Source organism: bacterium (assembly GCA_026129405.1).
In the GTDB taxonomy this organism is placed as follows: Bacteria; Desulfobacterota; Binatia; order DP-6; family DP-6; genus JAHCID01.
This window is the reverse complement of record JAHCID010000001.1, coordinates 985762-1011388: the sequence shown is the minus strand read 5'-3', so window position 1 is coordinate 1011388 and position 25627 is coordinate 985762. Positions and strand designations below refer to the sequence as shown.

The 25627-nt window shown below is 73.6% G+C and carries 28 protein-coding genes and 1 pseudogene; 19 read left to right on the top strand and 10 right to left on the bottom strand.

The window, feature by feature from the left end; all coding sequences use genetic code 11:
- Window positions 1-57: 57 nt before the first annotated feature.
- Window positions 58-1776 carry a hypothetical protein gene (locus KIT14_04620; GenBank protein ID MCW5889815.1) on the top strand — a complete coding sequence of 573 codons (1719 nt, stop codon included), beginning with the start codon at window positions 58-60 and terminating at the stop codon, window positions 1774-1776.
- On the opposite strand, the gene KIT14_04615 is transcribed toward KIT14_04620, so the two are convergent.
- The 5 genes from KIT14_04615 to kdsB all read right to left on the bottom strand — a co-directional run bounded on the left by KIT14_04615 (window position 1754) and on the right by kdsB (window position 6678).
- Complete coding sequence (locus KIT14_04615; protein MCW5889814.1) at window positions 1754-2347, bottom strand: hypothetical protein; 594 nt, start codon at window positions 2345-2347, stop codon at window positions 1754-1756. The genes KIT14_04620 and KIT14_04615 overlap by 23 nt on opposite strands.
- A gap of 128 nt (window positions 2348-2475) precedes the next feature.
- The gene (locus KIT14_04610) at window positions 2476-3438 is read right to left on the bottom strand and encodes a KpsF/GutQ family sugar-phosphate isomerase (protein ID MCW5889813.1); all 963 of its coding nucleotides are present in this window, start codon (window positions 3436-3438) and stop codon (window positions 2476-2478) included.
- Window positions 3438-4259 carry a 3-deoxy-8-phosphooctulonate synthase gene (kdsA, locus tag KIT14_04605; protein ID MCW5889812.1) on the bottom strand — a complete coding sequence of 274 codons (822 nt, stop codon included), beginning with the start codon at window positions 4257-4259 and terminating at the stop codon, window positions 3438-3440. Before kdsA ends, KIT14_04610 begins: the two co-directional genes overlap by 1 nt.
- A complete protein-coding gene (locus KIT14_04600; protein MCW5889811.1) occupies window positions 4259-5923 on the bottom strand; it encodes a CTP synthase in 1665 nt (554 codons plus the stop codon). Before KIT14_04600 ends, kdsA begins: the two co-directional genes overlap by 1 nt.
- Window positions 5920-6678 (bottom strand): 3-deoxy-manno-octulosonate cytidylyltransferase, encoded by a 759-nt coding sequence (kdsB, locus tag KIT14_04595; protein ID MCW5889810.1) that lies wholly within the window; start codon window positions 6676-6678, stop codon window positions 5920-5922. The genes KIT14_04600 and kdsB overlap by 4 nt, the downstream gene beginning before the upstream one ends.
- A 178-nt stretch (window positions 6679-6856) precedes the next feature.
- Here kdsB and KIT14_04590 point away from each other — a divergent pair, with 178 nt between their 5' ends.
- From KIT14_04590 to KIT14_04575, 4 genes are all read left to right on the top strand, one after another.
- Window positions 6857-8566: a CHRD domain-containing protein gene (locus KIT14_04590; GenBank protein MCW5889809.1), complete on the top strand. Its 1710-nt coding sequence runs from the start codon at window positions 6857-6859 to the stop codon at window positions 8564-8566.
- On the top strand, window positions 8566-9795 hold the full coding sequence (locus tag KIT14_04585; protein ID MCW5889808.1) for an acyl-CoA dehydrogenase family protein: 1230 nt from the start codon (window positions 8566-8568) through the stop codon (window positions 9793-9795). The genes KIT14_04590 and KIT14_04585 overlap by 1 nt, the downstream gene beginning before the upstream one ends.
- Window positions 9792-10928 (top strand): acyl-CoA dehydrogenase, encoded by a 1137-nt coding sequence (locus KIT14_04580; GenBank protein MCW5889807.1) that lies wholly within the window; start codon window positions 9792-9794, stop codon window positions 10926-10928. Before KIT14_04585 ends, KIT14_04580 begins: the two co-directional genes overlap by 4 nt.
- Window positions 10929-11061: 133 nt before the next feature.
- On the top strand, window positions 11062-13569 hold the full coding sequence (locus tag KIT14_04575) for a PAS domain S-box protein (protein MCW5889806.1): 2508 nt from the start codon (window positions 11062-11064) through the stop codon (window positions 13567-13569).
- A gap of 16 nt (window positions 13570-13585) precedes the next feature.
- Here the strand turns inward: KIT14_04575 and KIT14_04570 are convergent, their stop codons facing one another.
- The 3 genes and pseudogenes from KIT14_04570 to KIT14_04560 form a co-directional block, all read right to left on the bottom strand.
- The gene (locus KIT14_04570; GenBank protein MCW5889805.1) at window positions 13586-13822 is read right to left on the bottom strand and encodes a UBP-type zinc finger domain-containing protein; all 237 of its coding nucleotides are present in this window, start codon (window positions 13820-13822) and stop codon (window positions 13586-13588) included.
- Window positions 13823-14001: 179 nt separating this feature from the next.
- Window positions 14002-15114: pseudogene (locus KIT14_04565) on the bottom strand (cation:proton antiporter).
- A complete protein-coding gene (locus KIT14_04560) occupies window positions 15114-15911 on the bottom strand; it encodes a hypothetical protein (protein MCW5889804.1) in 798 nt (265 codons plus the stop codon). Before KIT14_04560 ends, KIT14_04565 begins: the two are co-directional and overlap by 1 nt.
- A 198-nt stretch (window positions 15912-16109) precedes the next feature.
- Here KIT14_04560 and KIT14_04555 point away from each other — a divergent pair, with 198 nt between their 5' ends.
- The 5 genes from KIT14_04555 to KIT14_04535 are packed head-to-tail and all read left to right on the top strand — an operon-like array spanning window position 16110 to window position 18487.
- A complete protein-coding gene (locus tag KIT14_04555; protein ID MCW5889803.1) occupies window positions 16110-16439 on the top strand; it encodes a hypothetical protein in 330 nt (109 codons plus the stop codon).
- A gap of 47 nt (window positions 16440-16486) precedes the next feature.
- Window positions 16487-16654: a hypothetical protein gene (locus tag KIT14_04550; GenBank protein MCW5889802.1), complete on the top strand. Its 168-nt coding sequence runs from the start codon at window positions 16487-16489 to the stop codon at window positions 16652-16654.
- 6 nt (window positions 16655-16660) lie between these two features.
- Window positions 16661-17455: a polyprenol monophosphomannose synthase gene (locus KIT14_04545; GenBank protein MCW5889801.1), complete on the top strand. Its 795-nt coding sequence runs from the start codon at window positions 16661-16663 to the stop codon at window positions 17453-17455.
- Window positions 17452-17829: a DUF202 domain-containing protein gene (locus tag KIT14_04540; GenBank protein ID MCW5889800.1), complete on the top strand. Its 378-nt coding sequence runs from the start codon at window positions 17452-17454 to the stop codon at window positions 17827-17829. Before KIT14_04545 ends, KIT14_04540 begins: the two co-directional genes overlap by 4 nt.
- Window positions 17830-17839: 10 nt before the next feature.
- Window positions 17840-18487, top strand: a complete 648-nt coding sequence (locus KIT14_04535; protein MCW5889799.1) for an alpha/beta fold hydrolase — start codon at window positions 17840-17842, stop codon at window positions 18485-18487.
- A gap of 29 nt (window positions 18488-18516) precedes the next feature.
- Here KIT14_04535 and KIT14_04530 read toward each other — a convergent pair whose 3' ends face one another.
- Window positions 18517-19209, bottom strand: coding sequence for a class I SAM-dependent methyltransferase (locus KIT14_04530; GenBank protein MCW5889798.1), 693 nt, complete (start codon window positions 19207-19209; stop codon window positions 18517-18519).
- Window positions 19209-19964: an SDR family NAD(P)-dependent oxidoreductase gene (locus KIT14_04525; GenBank protein ID MCW5889797.1), complete on the bottom strand. Its 756-nt coding sequence runs from the start codon at window positions 19962-19964 to the stop codon at window positions 19209-19211. Before KIT14_04525 ends, KIT14_04530 begins: the two co-directional genes overlap by 1 nt.
- Before the next feature lie 105 nt (window positions 19965-20069).
- Here KIT14_04525 and KIT14_04520 point away from each other — a divergent pair, with 105 nt between their 5' ends.
- The 9 genes from KIT14_04520 (at window position 20070) to KIT14_04480 (ending at window position 25370) form a co-directional block, all read left to right on the top strand.
- The gene (locus KIT14_04520) at window positions 20070-20906 is read left to right on the top strand and encodes a MaoC family dehydratase N-terminal domain-containing protein (GenBank protein MCW5889796.1); all 837 of its coding nucleotides are present in this window, start codon (window positions 20070-20072) and stop codon (window positions 20904-20906) included.
- Window positions 20907-20935: 29 nt separating this feature from the next.
- Window positions 20936-21307 carry a hypothetical protein gene (locus tag KIT14_04515; protein MCW5889795.1) on the top strand — a complete coding sequence of 124 codons (372 nt, stop codon included), beginning with the start codon at window positions 20936-20938 and terminating at the stop codon, window positions 21305-21307.
- 4 nt (window positions 21308-21311) lie between these two features.
- A complete protein-coding gene (locus KIT14_04510) occupies window positions 21312-21497 on the top strand; it encodes a hypothetical protein (GenBank protein MCW5889794.1) in 186 nt (61 codons plus the stop codon).
- A gap of 3 nt (window positions 21498-21500) precedes the next feature.
- The gene (locus KIT14_04505) at window positions 21501-22352 is read left to right on the top strand and encodes a crotonase/enoyl-CoA hydratase family protein (GenBank protein ID MCW5889793.1); all 852 of its coding nucleotides are present in this window, start codon (window positions 21501-21503) and stop codon (window positions 22350-22352) included.
- A 21-nt stretch (window positions 22353-22373) separates the two neighbouring features.
- Window positions 22374-22613 (top strand): galactosyldiacylglycerol synthase, encoded by a 240-nt coding sequence (locus KIT14_04500; protein MCW5889792.1) that lies wholly within the window; start codon window positions 22374-22376, stop codon window positions 22611-22613.
- A 110-nt stretch (window positions 22614-22723) separates the two neighbouring features.
- The gene (locus KIT14_04495) at window positions 22724-24280 is read left to right on the top strand and encodes a PLP-dependent aminotransferase family protein (protein ID MCW5889791.1); all 1557 of its coding nucleotides are present in this window, start codon (window positions 22724-22726) and stop codon (window positions 24278-24280) included.
- Window positions 24267-24683, top strand: a complete 417-nt coding sequence (locus KIT14_04490) for a hypothetical protein (protein MCW5889790.1) — start codon at window positions 24267-24269, stop codon at window positions 24681-24683. The genes KIT14_04495 and KIT14_04490 overlap by 14 nt, the downstream gene beginning before the upstream one ends.
- The gene (locus KIT14_04485; GenBank protein MCW5889789.1) at window positions 24680-24829 is read left to right on the top strand and encodes a hypothetical protein; all 150 of its coding nucleotides are present in this window, start codon (window positions 24680-24682) and stop codon (window positions 24827-24829) included. The genes KIT14_04490 and KIT14_04485 overlap by 4 nt, the downstream gene beginning before the upstream one ends.
- Window positions 24798-25370: a carboxymuconolactone decarboxylase family protein gene (locus tag KIT14_04480; protein MCW5889788.1), complete on the top strand. Its 573-nt coding sequence runs from the start codon at window positions 24798-24800 to the stop codon at window positions 25368-25370. The genes KIT14_04485 and KIT14_04480 overlap by 32 nt, the downstream gene beginning before the upstream one ends.
- Window positions 25371-25627: the final 257 nt, after the last annotated feature.

The following is a 25627-nucleotide window of genomic DNA, read 5'->3' as shown; positions in this document are numbered from 1 at the left end:
CGCGTGCCGCCCGCAATCATGGACGTCGCTATTTTGCGATCTGCCATGGAGCGCCCCATGCCTCGCGTCGTCGCCCTGCTCACCGTCCTCGCAGGTCTGCTCTCCGCGGCGACGTCGGGTGCAGCGAACGTTCCGATCGCCGGCGGCAAGCTGACCGTCGTGAGCAAGGGCGCCGCCGGCAAGGCGAAGGTCGTCTTCGTCGTCAAGGACGCCGCCGTCGCGAAGGGTCCGGGCCGCGATCCGGCCCGGATCGCGGCGACGCTCGACGTCGCCTACGACGGCGCGAAGGGCGTCTTCCGCATGCCGCAGGGCGCGGGCTGGATCCTCAACGGCCCGCGGGTCGCCAAGTACGTGAACAAGGCCGCGCCCGAGGACGGCGCGGTGAAATCGAGCCTGCTGAAGCCTGGGGCGCTGCTCAAGATCGTCGCCGGCAGCCTCGGCGACACGCCGCTCGACGTCGCCGCCGCTCCGACCGGCAGCGTCTTGGTCGCGACGACGATCGTGAACGACGGCGAGGAGACGCGGCTCTGCACGCGCTTCACCGGCTGCCGGCACAAGGTCAGCCCCGACGGGCGCCAGCGCAAGCTGGTGTGCACGCTCGGCACCGGCGACCCGGACTGCCCCGCGGCCCTGCAGGCCTGCCCCGCCGCGCCGCCGCCCGCGGGCGGGTCGTATCCCGGCTGCACGACGAGCGTGCCGAGCGGCGAGACCTGCACGCTCGTCTGCGCCGACGGCTACACGAAGCTCGGCGTGACGGACCCCGCGTGCTTCGACGGCAGCTTCACGGGCGCCGACACGTCGTGCGAGCCGGCGACCTGCGCGCCGCTGGATCTCCCTGCGATCGCCAGCGACTGCGTCACGGCACCGACGGGCAGCGAGTGCACCGTAGGCTGCGCGCCCGGCGCGCACCGCACCGACGGCGGCACCGGCGACACGACGACCGCGACGTGCACCGGCGTCGGGCCGGGCACGTCGACGTGGAGCTTCGCCACGTTCACGTGCGGTCCCGACCCCTGCCCGACCGCACCGCCGCCGCCGGCGGGCGGGTCGTTCCCCGGCTGCACGACGGACGTCCCGAGCGGCACCACGTGCACGCTCGCGTGCGCCGCCGGCTACACGAAGACCGGCACGGCCGATCCGGCCTGCACGTCCGGCGCCTTCGCGGGCGGCGACACGACGTGCGTGCCGGCGACCTGTGCGCCGCTGACGCTTCCGCTCGTCGTCAGCAACTGCGGGACGGCCCCGACCGGCAGCCAGTGCACGCTGGGATGCGCGCCCGGTGCACACCGCAGCGACGGCGGCGGCGGTGCCACGACGACGGCGACCTGCGCCGGCGTCGCCACCGGCGCGTCGGCCTGGTCGCACGCGACCTTCACCTGCGAGGCCGATCCCTGCCCCGCCGTGCCGCCGCCGCCGACGGGTGGTGCGTATCCCGGCTGTGCCGCGCCCGTGTCGAGCGGCCAGACATGCGCACTCGCGTGCGCCGCCGGATACTCCAAGTCCGGCGCCAACGATCCGATCTGCATCTTCGGCGCCTTCACGGCGATCGGCGAGACTACCTGCGTGCCGGCGACGTGCGCGCCGCTGAACGTCGCGCACGTCGTCAGCGACTGCGGCACGGCGCCGACCGGGAGCACCTGCGCCGTGCAGTGCGCCCCCGGTGCGGTTCGCACCGACGGCGGCGGCAGCACGTCGGTGAGCGCCACCTGCAGCGGCGTGAGCGCCGGCGCGTCCGTGTGGAGTCACCCGACGTTCACCTGCGCGCCGGAAGACTGACGTTCGTCAGCGCGCGCTTGCTGCGGGCGGTGCGCGTCGGCGCCGGCGCCGCGGTATCCTCGTCCTTCGGACGCAGCCCGACGCCGAGGCAGCGGCCTTCGCCGTCGACCGCCGTCGTCGCGCCGACGCAACTTCCGCTCGCCGACAGGCCCGCACCGACGCCGAAGAGATCGACGCGCGCCGAGACCCCGCGCTCCTTCTGCTTCGCGTCCTGCTTCGCGTCGATCCTCGGCGACATCGCGAGGTACTCGCGGCCGTCACTGCGGGAGGCCAGCACCGGCGGCTGCCGCTCGGCGGGCTCGTTCTTCTTCTCGGGCTCGTCCTTCTTCTGGACGCCGACGCCGAGGCAGCGCGCGTCGCCGTCCACGCCCGAGACCAGTCCCGTACAGCGGGAGCCCATCGAGAACCCGAGCTCGAGCCCCATGATGCTTCCACCCGCCGAGAAGCCGGTCGTGGCGAGCTCGTCGCTGCGCACCGACGGGACCAGCCGCAGATCACCGGCGCTGCCGACCGGGATGCTGCAGCCCGCAGTCACGAGCGAGAGGATCGCCAATGCCGTTCGACGATTCATCACCGCCTCCTCGCCGCCCCCGAAGGGACCGACCGACTTCGACCCTGCCGGATCCTCCCGACGCGACAACCCCCAAAACCGACGAGGCGATGCGTGGGCGGAGGACGTGGCGTGTGGGCCAGGCGCCGCTATACGACGCCGGCGCGCAGCAGGTCGTGGAGGTGGATAACCCCCGCCGGGCGGCGCGTCTCGTCGAGCACGAGGAGCGACGTGATCGAGTGCCGCTCCATCAGCGCCACCGCCTGGCCCGCGAGCGCGCCCGCGGCGATCGTCTTCGGGTTGCACGTCATGAGGTCGCCCGCGGTGAGCGCGCGAATGTCCGCGGCGCGCGAGAGGCCGCGGCGCAAGTCGCCGTCGGTGACGATGCCGAGCAGCTCGCCGCTCGGGTCGACGACGGCGGTCATGCCGAGGCGCTTGCCGCTGATCTCGCCGATCGTCTCCTCGAGCGACGCGGCCGCCGGCACGCTCGGGAGCTGCGCGCCCTTGTGCATGAGGTCCTCGACGCGCGTCAGGCGTCGGCCGAGCGCGCCGCCGGGGTGCAGGAGCGCGAAGTCGTCGGCGGAGAAGCCGCGCTCCTCGAGCAGCGCGACGGCGAGCGCATCGCCGAGCGCCATCGCGACCGTCGTGCTCGACGTGGGTGCGAGGCCGAGCGCGCACGCCTCCTCCGGCACACTCACGTCGAGCGTGACGTCGGCGACGGCGCCGAGCGTCGACTCCCGGCGTCCCGTGATCGCGATCAGCGGCAACGACAGGCGGCGCACGACCGGCAGCAGGCGCACCAGCTCCTCGGCCTCGCCGCTGTTCGACACCGCGAGCACGACGTCGCCGCGCGCGACCACGCCGAGATCGCCGTGGCCGCCCTCGCCCGCGTGCAGGAACAGCGCCGGGGTGCCGGTGCTGGCGAGCGTCGCGGCGATCTTGCGGCAGACGATCCCCGATTTGCCGATGCCGGTGACGACGACCTTGCCGCGGCACGCGAGGAGCAGGTCGAGCGCGCGGTCGAAGCCGGCGTCGAGACGGTCGCGCACGGCCTCGAGGGCGCGCAGCTCGACGTCGAGCACGCGGCGGCCGCGGCGCTGGCGCTCGGACATCACGCGCGTACCACGCGGGCGAGGGCGGCAAGCTGCGCGAGCAGCGCCGGCACGTCGGCGAGCCGCAGGCTGGTCGCGCCGTCGGACAGCGCGCGCTCCGGCTCCTCGTGTACCTCGAGGAAGACGGCGTCGCAGCCGGCGGCGACGGCCGCACGGGCGAGCGTCGGCACGAGATCGCGGTCGCCGCCCGACGCCGTGCCGAGGCCGCCCGGCCGCTGCACGCTGTGGGTGGCGTCGAACACCACCGGGCAGCCGGTCGCGGCCAGCACCGGGATCGCGCGCAGATCGGCGACGAGGTCGTTGTAGCCGAAGGCGAAGCCGCGCTCGGTGACGAGGACGTCGGGGTTGCCGGTCGCGCGCGCCTTCTCGACGACCTTCGCCATCTCCCAGGGCGAGAGGAACTGCCCCTTCTTGACGTTCACCGGCTTGCCCGCGCCGGCGGCGGCGAGCACGAAGTCGGTCTGGCGGCAGAGGAAGGCGGGCGTCTGCAGCACGTCGACGACCGCGGCGACCGGCGCGATCTGCGCGCTCTCGTGCACGTCGGTCAGCACCGGCAAGCCCGTCTCGTGGCGCACGTCGGCGAGAATGCGAAGCCCCTCGTCCATGCCGACGCCGCGGAACGAGCCCAGCGACGTCCGGTTCGCCTTGTCGAAGGACGACTTATAGACCAGCGGCATGCCGGCCGCGGCCGCCATCGCGGCGAGCGCCTCGGCGTGGCGCAGCGCCGCGTCGCGCGACTCGATGACGCACGGACCGGCGATGCAGGCGAGCGGCGCGCCCGCGCCGATGGTGATCGCGCCGACGCGCGCGGTGCGGGCCACTACCGCTTGACCACCTTGAGGCCGCCCAGGAGCGGCGTGTCGCGCCGGTAGGCGCGCTGCTGGAGCGCCGCGCGCACGAAGCCCTTGAAGAGGGGGTGGCAGTCGACCGGCCGCGACTTGAACTCGGGGTGGAATTGGCTGCCGAGGAACCAGGGATGGTTCTTCAGCTCGACGATCTCGACCAGCGCGCCGTCGGGCGACACGCCCGAGCACACGAGCCCCGCCTGCTCGAGCTGCTCGCGGTACGAGCTGTTGAACTCGTAGCGATGGCGGTGGCGCTCGCTGATCTTCGACTTCTTGTACGTCTTGCGCGCCAGCGTGCCGTCGGCGAGCGTGCACGGGTACGCGCCGAGGCGCATGGTGCCGCCCTTCTGCGTCAGCCCGCGCTGATCGAGCATCAGGTCGATCACCGGGTGCGGCGTCTTCGGGTCGACCTCGATCGAGTTGGCGCGCTCGAGCCCGCAGACGTGGCGCGCGAACTCGATCACCGCCATCTGCATGCCGAAGCAGATGCCGAAGAACGGCACCTTCTTCTCACGCGCGTAGCGTACCGCCGCGATCTTGCCCTCGGTGCCGCGCGGCCCGAAGCCCATGGGCACCAGGATGCCGTCGGCCTGCGTGACCGCGTCCGGAATGCCGTCCTGCTCGATCTTCTCGGAGTCGACGTGCGTCACCTCGACGCGGCACTCGTTGGCGATGCCGCCGTGGACGAGCGCCTCGTTGAGGCTCTTGTACGAGTCGGTGAGCTCGACGTACTTGCCCACCATCGCGATCTTCACCGTGTCCTTCGGGTTCTTCCACGCCGTCGCGATGCGCCGCCACTTGGACAGGTTCGGCGTGCCAGTGAAGCAGTTGAGCCGCTCGACGATACGCTCGTCGAGGCCCTCGCTGTGCAGCGTCAGCGGCACCTCGTAGATGTTGGCGACGTCGGGCGCGCTGATGACGCGGTTGTCGTCGACGTTGCAGAAGAGCGCGATCTTCTGCTTCACCTTCTTCTCGAGCGGGTGCGTCGCGCGGCAGAGCAGGATGTCGGGCTGGATGCCGTAGCCGGTCAGCTCCTGCACGCTGTGCTGCGTGGGCTTGGTCTTGAGCTCGCCGGCCGAGGAGATGAACGGCACCAGCGTCAAGTGCAGGTAGAGCGCGTTCTCCTTGCCGACGTCCCAGCCGAGCTGGCGGATGGCTTCGACGAAGGGCAGGCTCTCGATGTCGCCGACGGTGCCGCCGACCTCGCCGATGCAGACGTTGTAGCCCTCGGCGGCGGCGCGCACGCGGCGTTTGATCTCGTCGGTGATGTGCGGGATCACCTGCACCGTGCCGCCGAGGTAGTCGCCGCGGCGCTCCTTCTCGATGACGGTGTGGTAGACGACGCCGGTCGTGAAGTTGTTGACGCGGCCCATGCGCGTCGAGACGTAGCGCTCGTAGTGGCCCAGATCCAGGTCGGTCTCGGCGCCGTCGTCGGTGACGAAGACCTCGCCGTGCTGGAACGGGCTCATCGTGCCGGGGTCGACGTTGATGTACGGGTCCATCTTGACCATCGTCACGGTCAAGCCGCGCGCTTCGAGCAGCGCGGCGATGGACGCCGACGCGACGCCCTTGCCGAGCGACGACACCACGCCGCCGGTCACGAAGATGTACTTCGTCTTCGACGCCTGCTGCTTGCTCATGCCGCCCCCCCGTTCGTCAGCAAGGCCCGCGCGCGCTCCAGATCCGCGGGCGTGTCCACCTCGACGAGCGGCGCGTCCGCCGGCCACTCGACGACTCCGATCGCGATGCCGTGCTCCAGCGCCCGCAGCTGCTCCAGCGCCTCGCGCCGCTCGAGCGGCGACGGCGGCAGCGCCGCCAGCCGCAGCAGCACGTCGCGCCGGTACGCGTAGAGCCCGACGTGCCGCCAGCCGAACGGCTCGCCGGCGCCGCGCACGCCGTCGCGGTCGTGCGGGATCGGCGCGCGCGAGAAGTAGAGCGCGCGTCCGTCGGCGCCCCAGACGACCTTCACGACGTGCGGCGAGCACCACTCGGCCTCGTCGTGGATGGCGCTCGCGAGCGTGGCCATGGGCAGCGCCGGCTCCGCCGCCATCCGTGCCGCGAGCCGCTCGACCATCGCGGGATCGAGCAGCGGCAGATCGCCCTGGACGTTCACCAGCACGTCGGCGTCGAGCCCGCGCGCCACCTCGGCCAGGCGATCGGTGCCCGACGGATGCTCCGGCCGCGTCAGCACGACCTCGACGCCGATCGCGCGCACGGCGTCGGCGATGCGGGCGTCGTCGGTCGCCACCAGCACGCGCGCGATGCCGCGCGCCCGTCCCGCGCGCTCGGCCACGTGGCACACCATCGGCCGGCCGCCGAGGTCGGCGAGGGCCTTCCCGGGCAATCGGGTGGAACGGTAGCGAGCGGGGATGATGGCGACGGTGACGGGTTCCATGTCGCGGACCTGTGGCCGAGCAGCGACACGGGACGACCGCTCGCCGCCCACGCGCGACGCCCGGCACGCCTCGCTCCCGACCCGGCTACGGCGGCGGACTATAGGAGCCGGTCGGGGGAGGGTCAATTCGGGGCCCGCGGGTTGTCTCCGGTGCCCGGAGTGCGCACTACTCGACGTCATGGCCAGCTCTCCGCACGTCATCGACGTCGCCGACGCGGACTTCGAGCGCGAGGTGCTCGAACGCTCGAAGGCGACGCCCGTCCTCGTCGACTTCTGGGCGCCCTGGTGCGGACCCTGTCAGGCGCTGGGGCCGATGCTCGAGCGGCTCGCGGCGCAGCACGACGGCGCCTTCGTGCTCGCCAAGGTGAACGTCGACGTCGCCCAGGAGGTCGCCGCGGCGTTCGGCATCCGCAGCATCCCGGCGGTGAAGGCGTTTCGCGACGGCGTCCTCGTCGGCGAGTTCGTCGGCGCGCAGCCCGAGCCGGTCGTGCGCCAGCTGATCGACGCGATCCTGCCGACCGAGGCGGACCGACTGGTCGCCGCCGCCGCGAGCCTGCCGCCGGCCGAGGCCGAACCGACGCTGCGCGCCGCCCTCGAGGCCGACCCCCGGCATCCCCGGGCCCTCCTCGCCCTCGCCGAGATGCTCGGGGCCCGCGACGCCACCGACGAGGCCCTCGCGCTGCTCGAGCGCGTCGCGCCGCCGTCGCCGCTGGTCGCCGACGCGGAGCGCCTCTCGCCGCGGCGCTGCGCACGCGCCGCGACGGCGCCGGCGACGAGGCCGCGCTGCGGGCGCGCATCGCCGCCGATGCGAACGACCTCACGGCCCGGCTCGCGCTCGGTCGCGCGCTCATCGCCGGCGGCCGCCACGAGGACGGCCTCGCGGAGCTGCTCGTCGTCGTGCAACGCGACCGCCAGCTGGAGGACGACGGGGCGCGCAAGGCGATGGTCGACACCTTCGCCGTGCTGGGCAACGATCACCCGCTCACGGAGCGATTCCGCGGCGAGCTGGCGAAGGCGCTGTTCCGGTAGCCGGACGCGTGGCCGCCGCGCAGCCATGCCGGGAGGCGGCCACGTCTTGTCGCCGTTTCGGGGCTCGGCTACAGCCCCCGGCATGCGCATCTCCGCCAGACTGATTGCCGCCCTGGCGTTGCTCGCGGCTCCGGTCGCGAGCCAGGCCCACATCACGGCGTTCCGTGCCACGCTCGACACGGCGCAGGAGGTGCCGCCGGCGAGTGCACCTGCCACCGCCGGCGGCACCGCCTTCCTCGCCGTCGACGAGGCCGCGGGTACGCTCTCGTACGTGGTCACGCTCCGGAGCCTCACCGGCAACCCCGTGCTCGGACACGTCCACGTGGGCGCGCCCGGCGTGTCGGGTCCGGCGGTCGTCACCCTGCCCGTCCTGCCGCCCGCGAACGGTACGGCCGAGGGCCTCGTGTCGCTCACCTCCAACGACCTCGACCGCTTCGCGGCGATCACCACGCCGGGCAACGAGATGTACGTCAACTTCCACACGGCGGCGAACCCGGCCGGCGAGGTGCGGGGGCAGATCGAGGCCGGCGGCTGCAACTGCGCCATGCTGGGCTGGAAGAACTTCAAGGAGTGCGTGCGCGAGGCCTGGAAGGCGCTGCCGAAGGACCAGCGGCGGGCCGCGAAGGCGGCGAAGGCGTTCGCCAACAAGGCGGCCTGCGGCAAGACGAAGGGCAAGAAGAAGGCCGTCCGCTGCTGCGCCGCGGCCTCGAGCGATCCGGCGAACCTGATCGGCGGCAAGATGTGCGCCCTCGTCCCCGCGAAGCAGTGCACGAAGCTCGGCGGCACGGCGACGACGCCCGCCTCGTGCGCGGCCGGCTGCTCGGTCTCGGGGGCCTTCCTCGCGCCGGAGATCGACTGATGGACCTGACGCTCGGCCCCGACGAGCGCGCGCTCCAGCGCCAGGTCCGCGCCTGGCTCGGGAAGAACGTCCCGCAGCGCGAGCCCAAGACGGCGGCCGCGGTCGCGGGCGGCGCGCCCGACGCCGCGCGCCGCGAGCAGGCGCGCATCGCGCGCGCCAAGGCCTGGCAGAAGAAGCTCTACGCCGCGGGCTACGTTGCCATGGGCTGGCCGCGCGAGTACGGCGGCCAGGGCGCCGACGTCATGCACCAGACGATCGTCAACGAGGAGCTGGTGCGCGCCCGCGCGCCGCAGCTGATCGGCGGCATGGGCATCCAGATGGTCGGCCCGACGTTGATCGCGTACGGCAGCGAGGAGCAGAAGCGACGCCACCTGCCGCCGATCCTCAGCGCCGACGAGATCTGGTGTCAGGGCTACTCGGAGCCGGGCTCCGGCTCCGACCTCGCCTCGCTGCGCACGCGCGCCGTGGTCGACGGCGACGACTTCGTCGTGAACGGCCAGAAGATCTGGACCTCGGGCGCGCAGTACGCCGACTGGATGTTCTGCCTCGTGCGCACCGACCCCGACGCGCCCAAGCATCGCGGCATCTCCTACGTGCTGATCGACATGAAGTCGCCCGGCATCACCGTGCGCCCGCTCGTCCAGATGACCGGCGACCCGGGCTTCAACGAGGTCTTCTTCGAGGACGTGCGCGTGCCGCGGACGAACCTCGTCGGGCAGCTGCACGACGGCTGGACGGTCGCCAACGCGACGCTCCGCCACGAGCGCAACATGCTCGCCTCGACGACGCGCACGCAGCAGCTCCTGAAGGAGCTGCTCGCCCGCGCCAAGCGCGAGACGCGACACGGCAAGCCGGCGTCGCAGGACCCGCTCGTGCGCCAGCGCCTCGCCGACCTCGCCATCCGCGTCGAGACGATGAAGCTCGAAGCCTATCGCCAGCTGACCGACGCGCTCCGCAAGCGGCCGGCCGGCATCAACGCCTCGGTGAACAAGCTCGTCACCTGCGAGCTGAACCACCAGCTCGCCCGTGCGGCGATCGAGCTCATGGGCGACTACGGCTGGCTCGACAAGCGCGACTCGCGCGTGCGCGACGACGGCAGCTGGCCCACCGACTACATGTTCGCGCTCGGCCTCATCATCGGCGGCGGCACCGCACAGGTGCAGAAGAACATCATCGCCGAGCGCGGCCTCGGCATGCCGCGCGAGCCGCGTCCCCGGGCCGCGTCGTGATCGACTTCGGGCTGTCCGAGGAGCAGGAGGCGCTCCAGCGCGCCGCCCGCGAGTTCCTGGCGCGCGAATGCCCGCCGGAGCTCGTGCGCACGACGGCGAGCCTCGACGACGGCGTGCCGCGCGGCCTCTACCGTCGCATGGCCGAGCTCGGCTGGCTCGGCCTGGTCGTGCCCGAAGCGCACGGCGGCCTCGGGCTGGGCACGCTCGACCTCGCCCTCGTCCTCGAGGAGCTGGGCCGCGCCGCGGCGCCGGGCCCGTTCCTCGCGACGCAGCTCGCGATCCGCGCGCTCCTGCTCGCCGGCACGCCGGCACAGAAGAAGAGCTGGCTGCCGCGGCTCACGGCGGGCGAGGCCTTCGCCACGCTGGCGCACGTCGAGGAGAGCGATCGCCACGATCCCGCGGGCGTCCAGCTGACGGCGCAGAAGGTGCGCGGCGGCTTCCGCCTGCGCGGCACGAAGCTCTTCGTCCCCGAGGCGCCGGGCGCCGATCTGTTCGTCGTCGCGGCGCGCACGCGCGCCGGCGCCGGCGAGACCGGCGTGTCGCTCTTCCTCGTCGAGCGCGGCACGAAAGGCGTCGGCGTGAAGCCGCAGCACGGCGTCGACGTCACCCGCCGCACCGGCGAGCTCGTGCTGCGCGACGTGAACCTGCCGGCCGACGCGCTCCTCGGCCGCCTGCACGACGGCTGGCCGGCCCTCGCCCGCCTGCTCGATCTCGCCGCGGTGGGCATCGCCGCCGACTGCCTCGGCGGCGCCCAGCGCACGCTCGAGATGGCGGTCGCCTACGCCGGCGTGCGCGAGCAGTTCGGGCGCACGATCGGATCGTTCCAGGCCATCAAGCACATCGCCGCGGAGATGGTCGCCGACGTGGAGCCGGCGCGCTCGCTCGTCTGGTACGCGGCCCACGCCTGGGACGCGCGGCCGCGCGACGCCGCCCGCGCGGCCGCCATGGCGAAGGCCAGCCTCGCCGAGGTCTACACCCGCACGGCGCGGCGTTCCGTCGAGATCCACGGCGGCATCGGCTTCACCTGGGAGTTCGACCTCCAGCTCTGGTTCAAGCGCGCCCACGCGAACGAGCTGGCGTTCGGCGATCCCGCCTGGCACCGCGAGCGCGTCGCCGCGCTGATCGGGCTGTAGCCGGCGGCGTCAATCCGCCGACACCCCCGAGCGGCGGTCGAAAGACATCCCGCCGATCGACCGATACTCCCCGGAGATGGGAGCGCCGTCGCCAGCCAACGTGTCGTCGGACGCCCGTGCGACCGCCCGAGCCGTGCTCGGGCCGACCGGCATCCTGTGCGCGTTCCTGGGGCTCGTCTACGTGGTCGCGCCCCCGCTGGTCCCCGGCTGGCCGTACGCCGCGGCGCTCCTCGTCACCGGGCTCGCCCTCGTCGCCGGCGCGACGGCCGTCGTGCGCGTGCCCGCGGCCGGCGTCCCGTTCCTCATGGGAGCGTGCGGGCTCCTGGTACAGGCGATGGCGCTGGTGTTCGTGGGTCAATCCGGTGACCCGGCACAGACCGTGGTCCTGGTCGTCACGCTGCTCGGCGCGGCGGCCTGGCTACCGAGCGTCGCGGCGACGGTGATCACGATGGCGGCCGGCATCGGCGGTTGGGCGGTGCTCGCACGTGCCTTCCCGCCCATGGCGCAGCTGCACTGGGGCGCGAATCTCACCTCGACGGCGGCGCTCGGCATCGCGATGACCTGGGCCCGCTGCCGCGAGCTGCGGCGCGAGCAGGCGGCGCTGGCCGAGGCTCGCGACGCCGCAGCCCGCATGCGCCGCCTCGTCGAGCACCTCCCCGCCGGCGCGATCCATCTCGAGGGCGAGCGCCTCGTGCAGAACCGCGCCACCCAGGCGATCACGGGATGGTCCGCCGACGACCTCCCCACCCTGGACGAATGGTTCGTGCGCGTCTTTCCCGAGCGCCCGCACGTGATCCGCGCGATCTACGAGCGCGACCGGGCCGCGGGCTTCCCGGAGTCACGCGTCCTGCCGATCACGCGGCGCGACGGCGCCGTGCGCATCGTCGAGTTCGCGGGGCACGAGAACGGGCGCGACGAGATCTGGCTGCTGCACGACGTCACCGAGCGTACGACCGCGGAGGAGAAGTTCCGCGTGCTCTTCGAGCAGTCGTCGGACGCGATCCTGCTCTTCGACCGCGGCCGCATCGTCGACTGCAACGACGCCACCCTGCGGACGCTCGGGCTCACCGACCGGCGACAGCTGATCGGCCACCATCCGGCCGAGTTCTCGCCGGAGCTCCAGCCCGACGGCAGCCGCAGCGCGGATCGCGTGATCGAGCTGCGGGCCCGGGTGGCGGCCGCGCAAGGCCCCGTGCGCTTCGAGTGGCTGTACCTGCGGGGCGACGGCGGCACCGTTCCCGTCGAGGTCACGGTGACGCGCGTCACGCTCGGCGACCGGCCGATGCTGCTCGGCGTGTGGCACGACCTCACCGAGCGCAAGCGCACCGAAGAGGTGCTGCGACGCTCGCTCGACGACGTCGCCGCCGCCCGCGGCCGCGCCGAAGAGCAGGCCGACGCGCTCGCCCGCCAGGCGCACGAGCTCGAGCTGGCGCGCAACGCCGCCCTCGAAGCGACGCGGCTCAAGTCGGAGTTCCTCGCGACCATGAGCCACGAGATCCGCACGCCGATGAACGGCGTCATCGGCATGACCGGCCTCCTGCTCGAGACCGATCTCGACGACGAGCAGCGGGACTTCGCCGACACCATCCGTCGCTCCGCGGAATCCCTGCTGACGATCATCAACGACATCCTCGACTTCTCGAAGATCGAGGCCGGCAAGCTCGCCGTCGAGCTGCATCCGTTCGAGCTGCGGCCGGCGGTGCTGGACGTCCTCGACCTCATGGGCCACGACGCGAGCCGCAAGTCCCTCGCGCTCGACGTCCGCCTCGATCCGTCCCTCCCCGCCTGGGTGACGGGCGACGCGGGCCGCGTGCGCCAGGTGCTCCTGAACCTGGTCGCGAACGCGGTGAAGTTCACCGAGCACGGCAGCGTGCACGTCGAGGTGGCGCCGGCCACGTCGACGAGCAACGGCTGCGTCGTCCGCTTCGCGGTCACGGACACCGGAATCGGCATCGACCCGCAGCAGCAGGACCGGTTGTTCGAGGCATTCACGCAGGCGGACGGGTCGGCCACGCGGCGCTATGGCGGCACCGGGCTCGGCCTCGCGATCTCGAAGCAGCTGGTCGAGCTGATGGGCGGCACGATCGGCGTCACCAGCGCGGTCGGCGCGGGCAGCACGTTCTGGTTCGACGTCCCGTTCACGCTCGGCCCGGCGCGCGAAGCGTCGCCGGCGCTCGCCGTGCCGGAGGCGCCGCGCAGCGCCGGGGTGCGCGTGCTCGTCGCCGAGGACAACCCGGTGAACCAGCGGCTCGCGATCGCCCTCCTGCAGCGCATGGGCTGCCAGGCCGACGGCGTCGGCAACGGGCGCGAGGCCGTCGAGGCGCTCGCCCTGGTCCCCTACGACCTCGTGCTGATGGACTGCCAGATGCCCGAGATGGACGGCTTCGAGGCCACCGCGGCGATCCGCGCGCGCGAGGCCGCCGGCGCGCGGCGCACGACGGTCCTGGCGCTCACCGCCAACGCCATGCAGGGCGACCGCGAGCGCTGCCTCGCCGCCGGCATGGACGAGTACCTCGCGAAGCCGGTGCGCTACGAGGCGCTGCGCGAGCTGCTGGGACGCTTCGTGCATCTGCCCGAGCGTCCGGACCCCGCGGCCGAGCCCGCCCGCGTCCCGGCGCCGCCGTCCGTGCCCGACGCGTGAGGCCGTGCCGGCGCGCTCAGAGCGTGACCGCGTCGACGTAGCACCAGCCCCAGCCCTCGCCCGGCTCCAGGGAGCGCATGATCGGATGGCCGCTCGCGTGGAAGTGCGCCGTCGCGTGCTTGTTCGGCGACGAGTCGCAGCAGCCGACGTGGCCGCAGCTCTGGCAGAGGCGCAGGTGGATCCAGCGATCGCCGCTGCGCAGGCACTCCTCGCAGCCGCGGGCGCTCGGATGGACGGTGCGCAGCTGGCCCACGTGCTCGCACCCCGCACCAGCCGGCGCGCCGCCTGGCCGTAGCCGGCGACCACCACGTGGTTCGCCAGCGACGGATGCTCGGCCGGCAGCGGGGGCGCCGCGTCGTCCTCCGGCAGGCGCGCCGGACGTCCGAGCCGCGCCGCCACCCTGCCCCCGACCGCCGTGAGGAACGGCGTCGCGACCATGAGGACGACCGTGGCGGCGATGAACGCCTGGGCGCCCGCGCCGCCGAGACCGGCCGGGGTGAGTCCCAGCCCGCGGCCCGAGCGCTCCAGCACGAACGAGAACTCGCCGACCTGCGCCAGCATCAGCGCCGCCGCCGCCGCGACCGCGGGCGGCTGGCGCAGGACGCCCACCGCGACCCCGGTGGTCGCGACCTTGACGAGGAGGACCGCCGCGATCGCCGCCAGCACGAGCGGCAGGTGCTGCGCGAGGAAGCCGAGGTCGAGCAGCATGCCGACCGACACGAAGGACGTCGCACTGAAGAGGATCTGGAGCGGCAGTATCTCGCCCAGCGCATGCCGGCTGAAGCGGCCCTCGCTGACGACCAGCCCGGCGAGGAAGGCGCCCAGAGACAGGCTGACGCCGGCCAGGTTGGTGAGGAAGGCGGTGCCGAAGCAGATCGCGATCACCGTCAGCAGGAACAGCTCCGGCGAGCACGTGCGCGCCACCTGCTCGAGCACGATCGGCATGCCCTTGCGCGCCACCACGAGCACCAGCGCGATGATCGCCGCTGCCTTTCCGAGCGCGACCAGCAGCTCGGTGATCGAGCCGCTCTGCCCGCCCAGCATGGGAACCACGAGCACCATCACGACCACGGCGAGGTCCTGGAACACGAGCAGCCCGAGAGCCACCTGTCCCTGCGGCGAGCTCGTCTCGTTGCGGTCGGCGAGCAGCTTCAGGACGATCGCGGTCGAGCTGAGCGCGACCAGGAACCCGGTGAACAGCCCCGTCGCCCAGTCGATGCCGCACGCGAGCAGGAGGAGCATGGTCGCGAGCGACGCCAGCACGACCTGGAGCCCGCCGCAGCCGAAGATCACCCGTTTCATCGCCGCGAGCTTCTCGAGGCTGAACTCGATGCCGATGGTGAACAGGAGGAACATGACGCCGATCTCGGCCGCGGTGTCGACGGTCGCGTGATCGCGCACGAGGCCGAGCGCGTTCGGGCCGATCAGCACGCCGGCGACGAGGAAGCCGACGATGGGCACCAGGCCGAGTCGGAAGCAGACGTAGGCGATGCCCGCGCTCGCCAGCACCAGCGCGATGACCTCGGTGAGGACGTCCTGCGACATCAGGCGGGCGGCGCGAACTGTGCGCGGTACGGATAGCGCGTGACCTCGACCCAGCCGAGCCCGCGGTAGACCGGCTCGCCCATCACCGACGCCTGGAGCGCTCCCACCTGCGCGCCGAGATCGAAGCCCGCGTTGCCCGCGAGCGTCGTGACCAGCGCCGCGAGCCCGCGCCTGCGCGCCGCCGGGACGGTACCGACCCAGTACACGCCCGAGACGCCGTGCGTGACGATGGTGAGCGCGCCGGCGACGGGCGTCTCGCCGTCGAGCGCGAGGAAGGCGACGATGTGCGGCGCGACGGCGGTCTCGAGGCGCGCGAACAGCGCCGGCGCCACGTCGAGCGGCATGCCGTACGTGGCGTAGGCTTCCGCCTGCACCTGGGCGAAGGCGGCGACGTCGGCCATGGTGACGACGCGCCGAACCGTCACGCCGGCGGGCGGCACGGGATCCGGCAAGCGCGCGTGCAGAACCATGCCGGGCGGATCCCCCATCCCGACCATGCCCGCCGCTTCCGCGACGGCGTCGAGATCCGCGTCGGCCCGCCCGCGGGCGAGGACGCTGAAGCCGCGCCGGTGCGCGCGGAAGAAGCGGCGCGCGCGGTCCAGCACCTCGTCGGCCGGCACCCGCGGGTCGATGCGCATCACGCCGTTCACGAGCACGGGCATGGGATGCCCTCCGGCGAAGCAGAGCACACCGCCCTCGTCGAGCACGACGCCGCCGGCCCGCCGTGTGAAGTCGCGCTGCGCCTCGGCGTAGTTGAGGTCGGCGCGTCCGACGATCTCCTCCGGCGTCACGCGCATCGGCTATTTCAGGCGCGGGGTCGGAGCAAGGTAGGCGATCGGGGTAGCCAACGTTCCCGGCGCCCGGAAAAGCGCGGGGGCGCCGCCGCGGCGGGCAGCAGGCTGACCACGGCGCGGGCAGCGGGCGTCGCTGGATGCCGCCAGACCGCGCAGGACCGGCACCTGGGCCCTGGCAACGCTCTTGCAGTGCGGGAGGTCATGCCACGCGCACGCAGGAGAAGGATCTTCGTCGACGGCGAGCCTCTGACCTCGACCGTCCTGCCGTCCCAGTACTTTCGCGGTGACCGCCGCGCGGAGCTCCAGCCGGAGAAGCGGCTCATGCTGGCCGTCCTCGAGGACGCCATCACGCTGTACATCCGCCACCCGGAGCTGGCCGCGGAGAGCGTCGCCTGGGTCGAATCCGACGACATCGGCTGGCCGTACGCCTTCGGCAACGTCTGCGACGCGCTCGGACTCGATCGCGACGCGGTCCGCACGGCCCTGCGCCGGCGCCGCGCCGAGCGCACGGCTCCGCGCTTCGCCGCCTGATTTCCGCGCCATCTTGACGGAGTATGCCGCCGCGGCATGCTCCCGTCATGGAGCGCGGAAAGAAGCCGGAGGACGTGGTGGACGATCCGGTGGCGGAAGCGTCCGACGAGTCGTTCCCGGCAAGCGATCCGCCTGCGTGGACGCCGGTCGACGGCGTCGCCCGCAACGGTGAGCTCGCGGACGAGGCGGACGACGAGCCCGCCGACGAGCGCTGACCTCACGTGCCCCGTCCCCTCGTCCTCGTCCCCACCTACGACGAGCGCGAGAACCTGGCGCCCCTGGTCGCCGCCATCCGACACGCCGGCGCGGCCCGCTGGCCGTTCGCGGTGATGGTGCTCGACGACGCGTCGCCGGACGGCACCGGCGCCGTCGCCGACGCGCTCGCTGCTTCGCACCCGGGCGAGGTGATCGCCGTGCATCGGCCGGCCCGCGCCGGCCTCGGGCGTGCCTACGCCGACGGCTTCGCCCGCGCCCTCGCTGGCGGCTGGGATCCGGTCTTCCAGATGGACTGCGATTTCTCGCACGACCCGGCCGTGCTGCCGGCGCTGGCGGCGGCGCTGCACGACGCCGACGTCGCCATCGGCAGCCGCTATGTGCCCGGCGGCGCCATCCCGGACTGGCCGTGGCCGCGCCGCATGCTGTCGGCGGCGGCGAACCGCCTCGCGCGCGCCGCTCTGGGCGGCGGACTGCGGGATTGGACGAGCGGGTTTCGCGGCTTCCGGGCCGAGGCGCTGCGCGCCCTCGACGTCGGCGCGCTGCGCAGCGACGGCTACGGCTACCAGATCGAGCTCGCGTGGCGGAGCCTGCGGGCCGGGCTGCGGGTCGCCGAGGTGCCGATCGTCTTTCGCGACCGCACGCGCGGGCGCAGCAAGCTTTCCCGCCGGACCGTGATCGAGGCGGCCTTCCTGCTCGCCCGCCTGCGCACGGCGTCGTCGGGTCTGGCGCCCCGAGCGGTGACGGCATACGGTTCGGCCGTGACCGCCCACCGCCAGCGCGCGTCCACGCCTCCGTCGTGAGCGATCCGCTCGCCGACGATCCGCGCGTCGCCCTCGCCCAGGAGCGGACGCTCCTCGCCTGGGTGCGGACGGGCCTGGCGCTCATGGGCTTCGGCTTCGTCGTGGCCCGCTTCGGCGTCTTCCTGCACGAGCTCGGCGCCGCGCGGCCGGCCGGCGTCCCGCCCGGCGGTCACTACTCGGTGTGGTTCGGCTCGGCGCTGGTGGTCCTCGGCGTCGGCGTGAACGCGCTCGCGGCGGCGCAGCACGTGCGCCGCCTGCGCATGCTGTCGCGCGGCCAGCTCTTCGCCCCGCGGCCGCACTTCGGCGTCGCGGTCGCGCTCGGCCTCGCGGTGGTGGGAGTCGGCATGGCGCTGCATCTGCTCGTCCTCGGCTGACGCCGGCCGCATGACGCTCGTCTATCTCCACGGCTTCGCCTCGGGCCCGGGCAGCACGAAGGCGCAGTGGTTCCGCGCCCGGCTCGCCACCCGCGGTGCGACGCTCCAGGTCCCGGACCTCGCACCCGACTTCCGGGCCATGACGATGACGAGCCAGCTCGCGATCGCGGAGGCGCTCGTCGGCGACGGCCCCGCCATGCTGATGGGCTCGAGCCTCGGCGGCTGGCTGGCGACGCTGGTGGCCGCGCAGCGGCCCGACGCCGTGCGCGGCCTCGTCCTCCTGGCGCCGGCGTTCGGCTTCGTGGCGCGCTGGACGGAGCGCCTCGGGGCGACGGCGATCGCACGCTGGCGCGCGGCCGGGACGCTGTCGGTGCCGCACTACGGCCTCGGCCGGCACGCCGACCTCGGCGTCGGCTTCCTGGACGACGCCGCCCGCTGGCCGGCCGAGCCCGATCCCGCCGCCCCCGCGCTCGTGCTAGCCGGCCGCCGCGACGACGCCGTGCCGTTGCCGGCGGTCGAATCGTTCGCGCACCGCCGCCCGCAGCGCCGCCTCGTGGTCTACGACGCCGGCCACGAGCTGACGGAGGTGCTGGAACCCATGTGGGGCGAGATCGAGGCTTTCCTGGTCGCACACGGCGCGCTGGCCGCGCGGGCGTAGCGAGCCGCCCGCGGCGCGGACACGGCGTCCTACCGCCCGCGCGCACCGCGCCAGAGCGCCGCGAGCCCGTCGCGCCGCACGACGCCCAGCGCCCGGCGCAGGACGCGCGCCGGCGTGCCCGCGACGCGGCTGCGGCGCACGACGAAGGGCTGGTGCGTCCACTCCGGCAGCGCCGGCAGCGTCGCGACCTTCTCGAACACGGCCGCCCGCTCGGCGAACTCGTCGCGCAGCCGCCACGCGGGCTCGGCAGCGAGGAAGTCGCGCAGCACGGCGCCGGTCCACAGGTGGACGTCGTCGACGACCAGCGTGCCGCCGACGCGCAGCCGATCCGCGGTGTAGAACCAGTCGATGAACGGGGTCGGGAAGCCGTGGCCGCCGTCGATCAGCACGACGTCGAGCGGCGTCGCCGCGAGCCGCGGCAGCGCGGTCTCGGAGCGCTGCGTACGGAACGTCGTGCGCGCGAGGTCGACGCCGTGCCCGGCGCACCAGGCGCGGATGCGCCCGACCTCGCCGTCGGCCGGCGTGACGCAGGTGTGCACCGCGCCGGCGGCGGCGAAGACGACGGTGCTCATGCCCGCACCCGTCTCGAGCGTGTGCATGCCGGGCCGGACGGTCGCCGCGAGGAGATGCAGCACCTCGTCGGACGCCTGCAGCGACACCGGATTCCAGCCCTCGTCGGTGTGGAAGGCCGGCGCCTCGCGCAGCAGCGCGGCGAGGTCCATCAGCTCTTCTGATCCGAGGGCCGCACGAGGACGTCGTGCACCTGCACGTGCGGCGGCTGGCGCACGATCCAGAGGATCGCCTCGGCGACGTCCGCCGGCTGGAGCGCGCGCATCTTCCGGTACGACGCGGCGCCCGCCTCGGCGTCGCCCGACCAGACGCCCGCGAACTCGGTCTCGACGTGCCCCGGCGACACGCAGGAGACGCGGATCGCGCTGCCCTCCGCGCGCAGCTCCTGGCGCAGCGCCTCGGTGAGCGCACGCACCGCGAACTTCGTCGCCGGGTAGACGCCCGACTGCGGCGACGGCACGCGATGCCCGGCCATCGACGAAACGTGCACGATGTGGCCCGCGACGCCGCGCCGCTCCATGTCCTGCACCGCCTCGCGGGTGGCGATGCAGAGCCCGAGCACGTTGACCTCGAGCATCTCGCGCCAGAGCGCCGTCGCGCCGGTGGTGAGCGGCGCCTGGCGGCCGAGCCCGGCGTTGTTGACGAGCACGTCGACGCCGCCGAAACGCTCGCGCGCGAGGCCGATCATGGCGACGATCTGCGCCTCGTCGCGCATGTCGGCGACCGCGACCGCGACCTCCGCGCCCCCGGCCCGCAGGTCCGCTGCGAGCGCCTCCAGCCGATCGGCGCGGCGCGCGGCGAGTGTCACGCGGGCGCCGGCCGCAGCGAAGGCGCGCGCGACGGCGTCGCCGATCCCGCTCGAGGCCCCGGTGACGACGACGCTGCGGCCGGCGAGGTCGGTGGACATCGTGGGGAACACTAGGGCGGCGTCGGCGGCGGGGTCAATCGGGCCGGGCGCGGCTTGACCTCCCCCGGCGAATCGGATGACTCTCGCCGCTTTCGAGGAGGATCCATGCCCATCGATCTGAGCGCCATCGGCAAGAAGCTCGGCTCCGTCACCCACACCTACACGCAGCGCGACGTCATGCTCTACGCGCTCGGGGTGGGCTGCGGCACCGACGACCTCAAGTTCACCTACGAGCGCGAGCTCGAGGTGCTGCCCACCTTCGCGGTGATCCCGTCGTTCCCCGCGATGCTGAACCTGGGCGGCGCGCTGCAGGTGAATCCCGCGATGATCCTGCACGGCGAGCAGGGCATCGAGGTGCCGGCGCCGATCCCGACCGAGGGCACCGTCGTCACCACGCCGACGATCAAGGCCGTGTACGACAAGGGCAAGGGCGCCGTCGTGGTGGTCGAGACCGAGTCGGTCGACGAGAAGGGCAAGCTGCTCTTCCGCGCCAGCTCGTCGATCTTCGCGCGCGGCGAAGGCGGCTTCGGCGGCGACCGCGGGCCCAGCGGCCCGAAGAACGTCCCGCCCGGCCGCGCCCCCGACAAGGTGATCAGCTACCAGACGCTGCCGCAGCAGGCCCTCGTCTACCGCCTCTCGGGCGACATGAACCCGCTGCACGCCGACCCGCAGTTCGCGGCGATGGGCGGCTTCGACCGTCCGATCCTGCACGGCCTGTGCACCTACGGGCACGCCGGGCGCGCCGTGCTGGCCGCCTACTGCGACAACGATCCCAAGCGCATGACGAAGTTCGAGGTGCGCTTCTCGGGCGTCGTCTTCCCGGGCGAGACCATCACCACCGAGATGTGGGAGGTCGAGAAGGGCAGGGCCATCGTCTTCCAGGCGAAGACCGAGCGCGGCGAGGCCGTGCTGTCGGGCGCCTCGGCGGAGATCACGGCCTGAGACGCGCGGCGGGCCTCCTCGCCGCCGGAGTGGCGCTGGGCGCCTGCGCGAAGCAGGCGCCCGAGCCGCCCCCGCCGGTCCGGTTCTCGGACGAGATGCAGGAGGAGCGCCTGCCGCCGAGCACGACGGCGGACTTCTCCATCGGCCGGATTCGCGATACGCGCAGTGCCGACGGCATGGCGCTCTTCGTCGAGGGGACCGTCCGCAACACCGGCTCGCGGCCGAGCCGCGACGTCACCGTGTCGGTGGCGGGCGTCGGCGCCGGCGGCAACGTCATCGTGCGCGTGAAGACCCAGCCCACCCCACAGCTCATTCCCCCCGGCAGCAGCGCGAGCTGGCTCGTGCGGCTGCCGAACGACCCCGGCATCCGGACGTTCCACGTCGAAGCCATCGGGAGGTGACACCATGAATCCACCAGCCGGACGCATCCAGCTCGGCGAGCGCGTGACGATCCCCGGCGGCCAGCAGGGCCGCGTCAGCACCGAGCGCCTGATCGCCACCAACGGCGCCTGGAAGTACGACGTGATCCTCGACGACGGCGCCGTCGTCGAGTGCCTCGACTACGAGCTCCGCCGCGCGCCGCAGGCCTGAGCCGTGGAGCTCACCGAGCTGCGCTACGAGGTCGCGGACGGCGTCGCGACGGTGACGCTCCACCGTCCCGACAAGCTGAACGCGTTCACCGTCCGCATGATGTCGGAGATGCTCGACGTCTTCGATCGCATCGACGCGGACGACGACGTGCGCGCCGTGATCGTCACCGGCGCCGGCCGCGGCTTCTGCGCCGGCGCCGACCTCTCGAGCGGCGGCGACACGTTCGACTACGGGGAGCACGCCGAGCGCGACGCCCATCGCGACGGCGGCGGGCTCGTCACGCTGCGCATCTTCGAGTCGAAGAAGCCGGTCATCGCCGCGATCAACGGGCCGGCGGTCGGCGTCGGCGTCACCATGACGCTGCCGATGGACATCCGCATCGCCTCCACCGCCGCCCGCTTCGGGTTCGTGTTCGCCCGCCGCGGCATCGTGCCCGAGGCGGCGTCGAGCTGGTTCCTGCCACGCATCGTCGGCATCAGCCAGGCGGCGGAGTGGTGCTACACCGGCCGCGTCTTCCCCGCCGAGGAGGCGCTGGCCGGCCGGCTCGTGAGCCGCGTCGTTGACCCCGAGGCGCTCATGGACGCCGCCCGCGGCATCGCCCGCGAGATCGCGGACCACGCCGCGCCCGTCTCCGTGACGCTGACGCGCGCGCTCCTGTGGCGCATGCTCGGCGCCGACCATCCGATGGCGGCGCACGAGATCGACTCGCGGCTCATCTACGAGCGCGGCCGCTCGGCCGACGCGGCCGAGGGCGTCGGCGCGTTCCTGCAGAAGCGTCCCGCCGTCTTCCCGATGCGTCCCAGCACCGATCTGCCCGACGTCTGGCCGTGGTGGCCGGAGCGGAAGTTCAGCTAGCTCGCGAAAGGAGCCTTCCCCATGGCCGTCACGCTCACCGACTCCGACACCGGGGCCACCATCGGCACCATCACCGAGGAGCAGCTCGCACAGCTCGTCGAGCACCTCGAGGAGGAGACGCCCGAGGACCAGGACTACTGGATCGACGGCGCCACGCTCGACGCCCTGGAAGAGGAAGGCGTCGACGCCGCGGTGATCGGCCTCCTGCGCGCGGCCGTCGGCGACCGCGACGGCCTCGAGGTGCGCTGGACCAAGGGCTGACGCGCCCGCCGGTCGTGCCGGGGCCGCCCCCCGTTGGCCCCTCCGGCACGACGCCGATTGGCTCCCGACGGCCCTTCCCTGGGCCAATTGGCTCCTCCTATGCTCGGGGCGTGTTCGACGTCGCGTTCCACCCCGATCGGCAGGGCCCGGCGCCGATCGCGCGCCAGCTCGCGGATCATCTCGCGGGGCTGATCGCGGCAGGGCGGCTGGCGGCCGGCAGCAAGCTGCCGGCGTCGCGCGAGGTGGCGACGTCGCTCGGCGTGGCGCGCAACACCGTCACCGCCGCGTACGAGATGCTGGCGACGCGCGGCCTCGTGACGGCGCACGTCGGCCAGGGGACCTTCGTCGCCGTCGCGACGCGCGGGCCGGCGGCGCCGGCCGCCGCGACGCCGCGCGAGTTCGCCTGGGACGGCCTCCTCGCACGCAGCGCGCGCCTGCGGCTGCCGGACATGCTGCTGCGCTCGGAGAGCGGCCCGCCGCTGCCCTTCGACTTCCGCGGCGGCCGCGTCGAGCCGTCGCTGCTGCCGGCCGCGGACCTGCGCTGGGCGTTCGCGCGCCCGTTCCAGCAGCGCGCGCGGCTCGCGGCGCTCGCGGGACACGCCGACGCGCACGGCTGGCCGCCGCTGCGGGAGGAGATCGCCCGCCACCTCGCCGGCCGCGGCCTCGCCTGCGACGCCGCCGACGTCGCCGTCGTGGGCGGACTCCAGCATGCGATCGACCTCGTCGCGGGCCTCCTCGTCGAGCCGGGCGACGCGGTGGTCGTCGAGCAGCCGGGTTACTTCGGCGCGACGCTGGCCTTCGCCGGCCGCGGCGCGGACCTGCTCGGCGTCGAGGTCGACGACGAGGGGCTGCGCACCGACCGGCTCGCCCGCGTGCTGCGCCTGCGCCGGCCGAAGCTCGTCTACGTGACGCCCGCGACGCAGAGTCCGACCGGCGTCGCGCTGAGCCCGGCGCGGCGCGCCGAGCTGCTCGCGCTGGCCGACGAGCACCAGGTGCCGATCTTCGAGGACGACTACGACAGCGACCTCCGCTACCGCGGCCCCGCGCTGCCGGCGCTGAAAGCGAGCGACCCGGCGGGTCAGGTGATCTACGCTGGCACGTTCTCGAAGATCCTCTTCCCGGGGCTGCGCGTCGGCTACGTCGTCGCCGCGCGGCCGCTGCTCGCGCGGCTGGTGACGATGCGCTGGCGTGCCGACTTCGGCGGCGGCGTGGTCGAGCAGGCCGCGCTGGCGACGCTGCTCACGACGCGCGGCCTCGATCGGCATCTGCGCCGCGTGCGCCGGCTCTACGCCGAGCGGCTGGAGGTGCTCGCCTCGACGCTGGCGCGCACGATGCCGCCGGGCGTCCGTTGGCGCGCGCCCGCGAGCGGGCATCACCTGTGGGTCGGGCTGCCGGCCGGCGTCGATCCCGACGCGCTCCACGAAGCGGCGCGCGCCCGCGGCGTCGCCTACACACGCGGCGAGGTCTTCTTCGCCGACGGCCGCGGCGGCGATCAGCTCTCCCTGGCGTTCAGCGCGCTCGACGCGGCCGCGATCCGCGAGGGCGTCGGCCGCCTGGCGGCGGTGCTGCGCAGCCTTCTGCCCGCGGGCGCCCGGGCGACGTCGCGCCGGGCTGCGCACCGGCCGGCCGCGCACACCCCGACCCGGAGGCGACATGGCGCGCACTGAACCCATGGATCCCTGGCGCTGGGGCCTCGCCATCGCCGCGGTGGCCAATCTCGCCAACGCCGCCTGGATGCTCGTCGAGCCGGCGGACTGGTACGCGCGGCTGCCCGCCGGCGTCCCCGACACCGGCCCGCTGAACGTGCACTTCGTGCGCGACATCGGCAGCGCCTTCGCGATGATGGGCGTCGCGCTCGGCTGGGCGGCGTTCCGCCCCGCGCTGCGCGCACCGTTCCTCGCGCTGACGGCGCTCTTCTACGTCCTGCACGCCCTCGTCCACGTCACCGACACGCTCGCCGGGCGCCTGCCGCCCAGCCACTGGCTCGTCGACACGCCCGGCGTCTACGCGCCGGCGGTCGTCATGATCGTGCTGGCGGTGCTCGCGACGCGCGGCGCGGAGCGGACATGACGAACGCGCTGCGCCTCGGGCTCGGCCTCGCGCTGGGCGCGCTCCTCGCGGCGCTCCCCCTGCTGCACTTCGGATGGGGCGGCAGCCACCACGCCGCCTCGAAGGAGGACTCCCATGCATCCCACGCAACGTCTCACGTCCATTGAGACGCCCCCCAGCCTCGGCGTCCGCTTCGTCTACTGGCTGCTGAAGCGGAAGCTCGGCAAGGTGATCACGCCCTGGAAGGTCGTGTTCGCGCGCCTGCCGCACGCGATCCCCATGCAGCTCGGCCTCTACTGGGCGATGGAGCGCCTGCCGCTCGACCCCGATCTGCAGCTGCTGGTCCAGATGCAGACGGCCCAGTCGAACGACTGCGCGTTCTGCGTCGACATCGGCCGCGCCATCGCGCTCCAGCGCGGCCGCAATCTCGAGAAGCTCGACGCCGTCGCCGACTTCCGCACCGACCCGCGCTTCACCGAGCGCGAGCGTGCCGCCCTCGCCTACGTCGACGAAGCCACGCGCCGCCGCACCGTCGCCGACGAAACCTTCGCGACGCTGCGCCGTCACTTCGACGACCGCGAGATCGCGGCGATCACGTGGATCAACGCGGTCGAGAACTACTTCAACATGATCAACGTCCCACTCGGCATCGAAAGCGACGGCCTCTGCCTTCTGCCACGGCAGGCTCCGACAGCAGTCGCAGGCTAGGTCCAAAGGCGCGGTCGTAAGCCCAAAGGAGCCGCAGCGCGAGCGCGAAGCGCAACGCGCCGCCCCCCCGGTGCGGTGTTGCGAGCGGGGGCGGCGGGGCGCGGGCGAAGCGCCTGGTGATGTTCCCGGCACCCTCGCCCAGCCGGAGACGTACCGACCGCCGGGACATCGCCCGAAGCGAAGCCCGCGCCCCGCCGCCCCCCGCGCCCCCCGCCGCACCGGGGCCCCCCTGCTTGTGACTCGCGACCCGATGCCGG

Coding starts and splice junctions, on each gene's coding strand:
- KIT14_04555 (MCW5889803.1), top strand. CDS start 16,110: ATGCCACGCGCACGCAGGAGAAGGATCTTCGTCGACGGCGAGCCTCTG.
- KIT14_04480 (MCW5889788.1), top strand. CDS start 24,798: ATGCATCCCACGCAACGTCTCACGTCCATTGAGACGCCCCCCAGCCTC.
- kdsB (MCW5889810.1), bottom strand. CDS start 6,678: ATGGAACCCGTCACCGTCGCCATCATCCCCGCTCGCTACCGTTCCACC.
- KIT14_04500 (MCW5889792.1), top strand. CDS start 22,374: ATGGCCGTCACGCTCACCGACTCCGACACCGGGGCCACCATCGGCACC.
- KIT14_04560 (MCW5889804.1), bottom strand. CDS start 15,911: ATGCGCGTGACGCCGGAGGAGATCGTCGGACGCGCCGACCTCAACTAC.
- KIT14_04600 (MCW5889811.1), bottom strand. CDS start 5,923: ATGAGCAAGCAGCAGGCGTCGAAGACGAAGTACATCTTCGTGACCGGC.
- KIT14_04610 (MCW5889813.1), bottom strand. CDS start 3,438: ATGTCCGAGCGCCAGCGCCGCGGCCGCCGCGTGCTCGACGTCGAGCTG.
- KIT14_04525 (MCW5889797.1), bottom strand. CDS start 19,964: ATGTCCACCGACCTCGCCGGCCGCAGCGTCGTCGTCACCGGGGCCTCG.
- KIT14_04510 (MCW5889794.1), top strand. CDS start 21,312: ATGAATCCACCAGCCGGACGCATCCAGCTCGGCGAGCGCGTGACGATC.
- KIT14_04585 (MCW5889808.1), top strand. CDS start 8,566: ATGGACCTGACGCTCGGCCCCGACGAGCGCGCGCTCCAGCGCCAGGTC.
- KIT14_04485 (MCW5889789.1), top strand. CDS start 24,680: ATGACGAACGCGCTGCGCCTCGGGCTCGGCCTCGCGCTGGGCGCGCTC.
- KIT14_04520 (MCW5889796.1), top strand. CDS start 20,070: ATGCCCATCGATCTGAGCGCCATCGGCAAGAAGCTCGGCTCCGTCACC.
- KIT14_04620 (MCW5889815.1), top strand. CDS start 58: ATGCCTCGCGTCGTCGCCCTGCTCACCGTCCTCGCAGGTCTGCTCTCC.
- KIT14_04490 (MCW5889790.1), top strand. CDS start 24,267: ATGGCGCGCACTGAACCCATGGATCCCTGGCGCTGGGGCCTCGCCATC.
- KIT14_04590 (MCW5889809.1), top strand. CDS start 6,857: ATGGCCAGCTCTCCGCACGTCATCGACGTCGCCGACGCGGACTTCGAG.
- KIT14_04535 (MCW5889799.1), top strand. CDS start 17,840: ATGACGCTCGTCTATCTCCACGGCTTCGCCTCGGGCCCGGGCAGCACG.
- KIT14_04550 (MCW5889802.1), top strand. CDS start 16,487: ATGGAGCGCGGAAAGAAGCCGGAGGACGTGGTGGACGATCCGGTGGCG.
- KIT14_04615 (MCW5889814.1), bottom strand. CDS start 2,347: ATGAATCGTCGAACGGCATTGGCGATCCTCTCGCTCGTGACTGCGGGC.
- KIT14_04530 (MCW5889798.1), bottom strand. CDS start 19,209: ATGGACCTCGCCGCGCTGCTGCGCGAGGCGCCGGCCTTCCACACCGAC.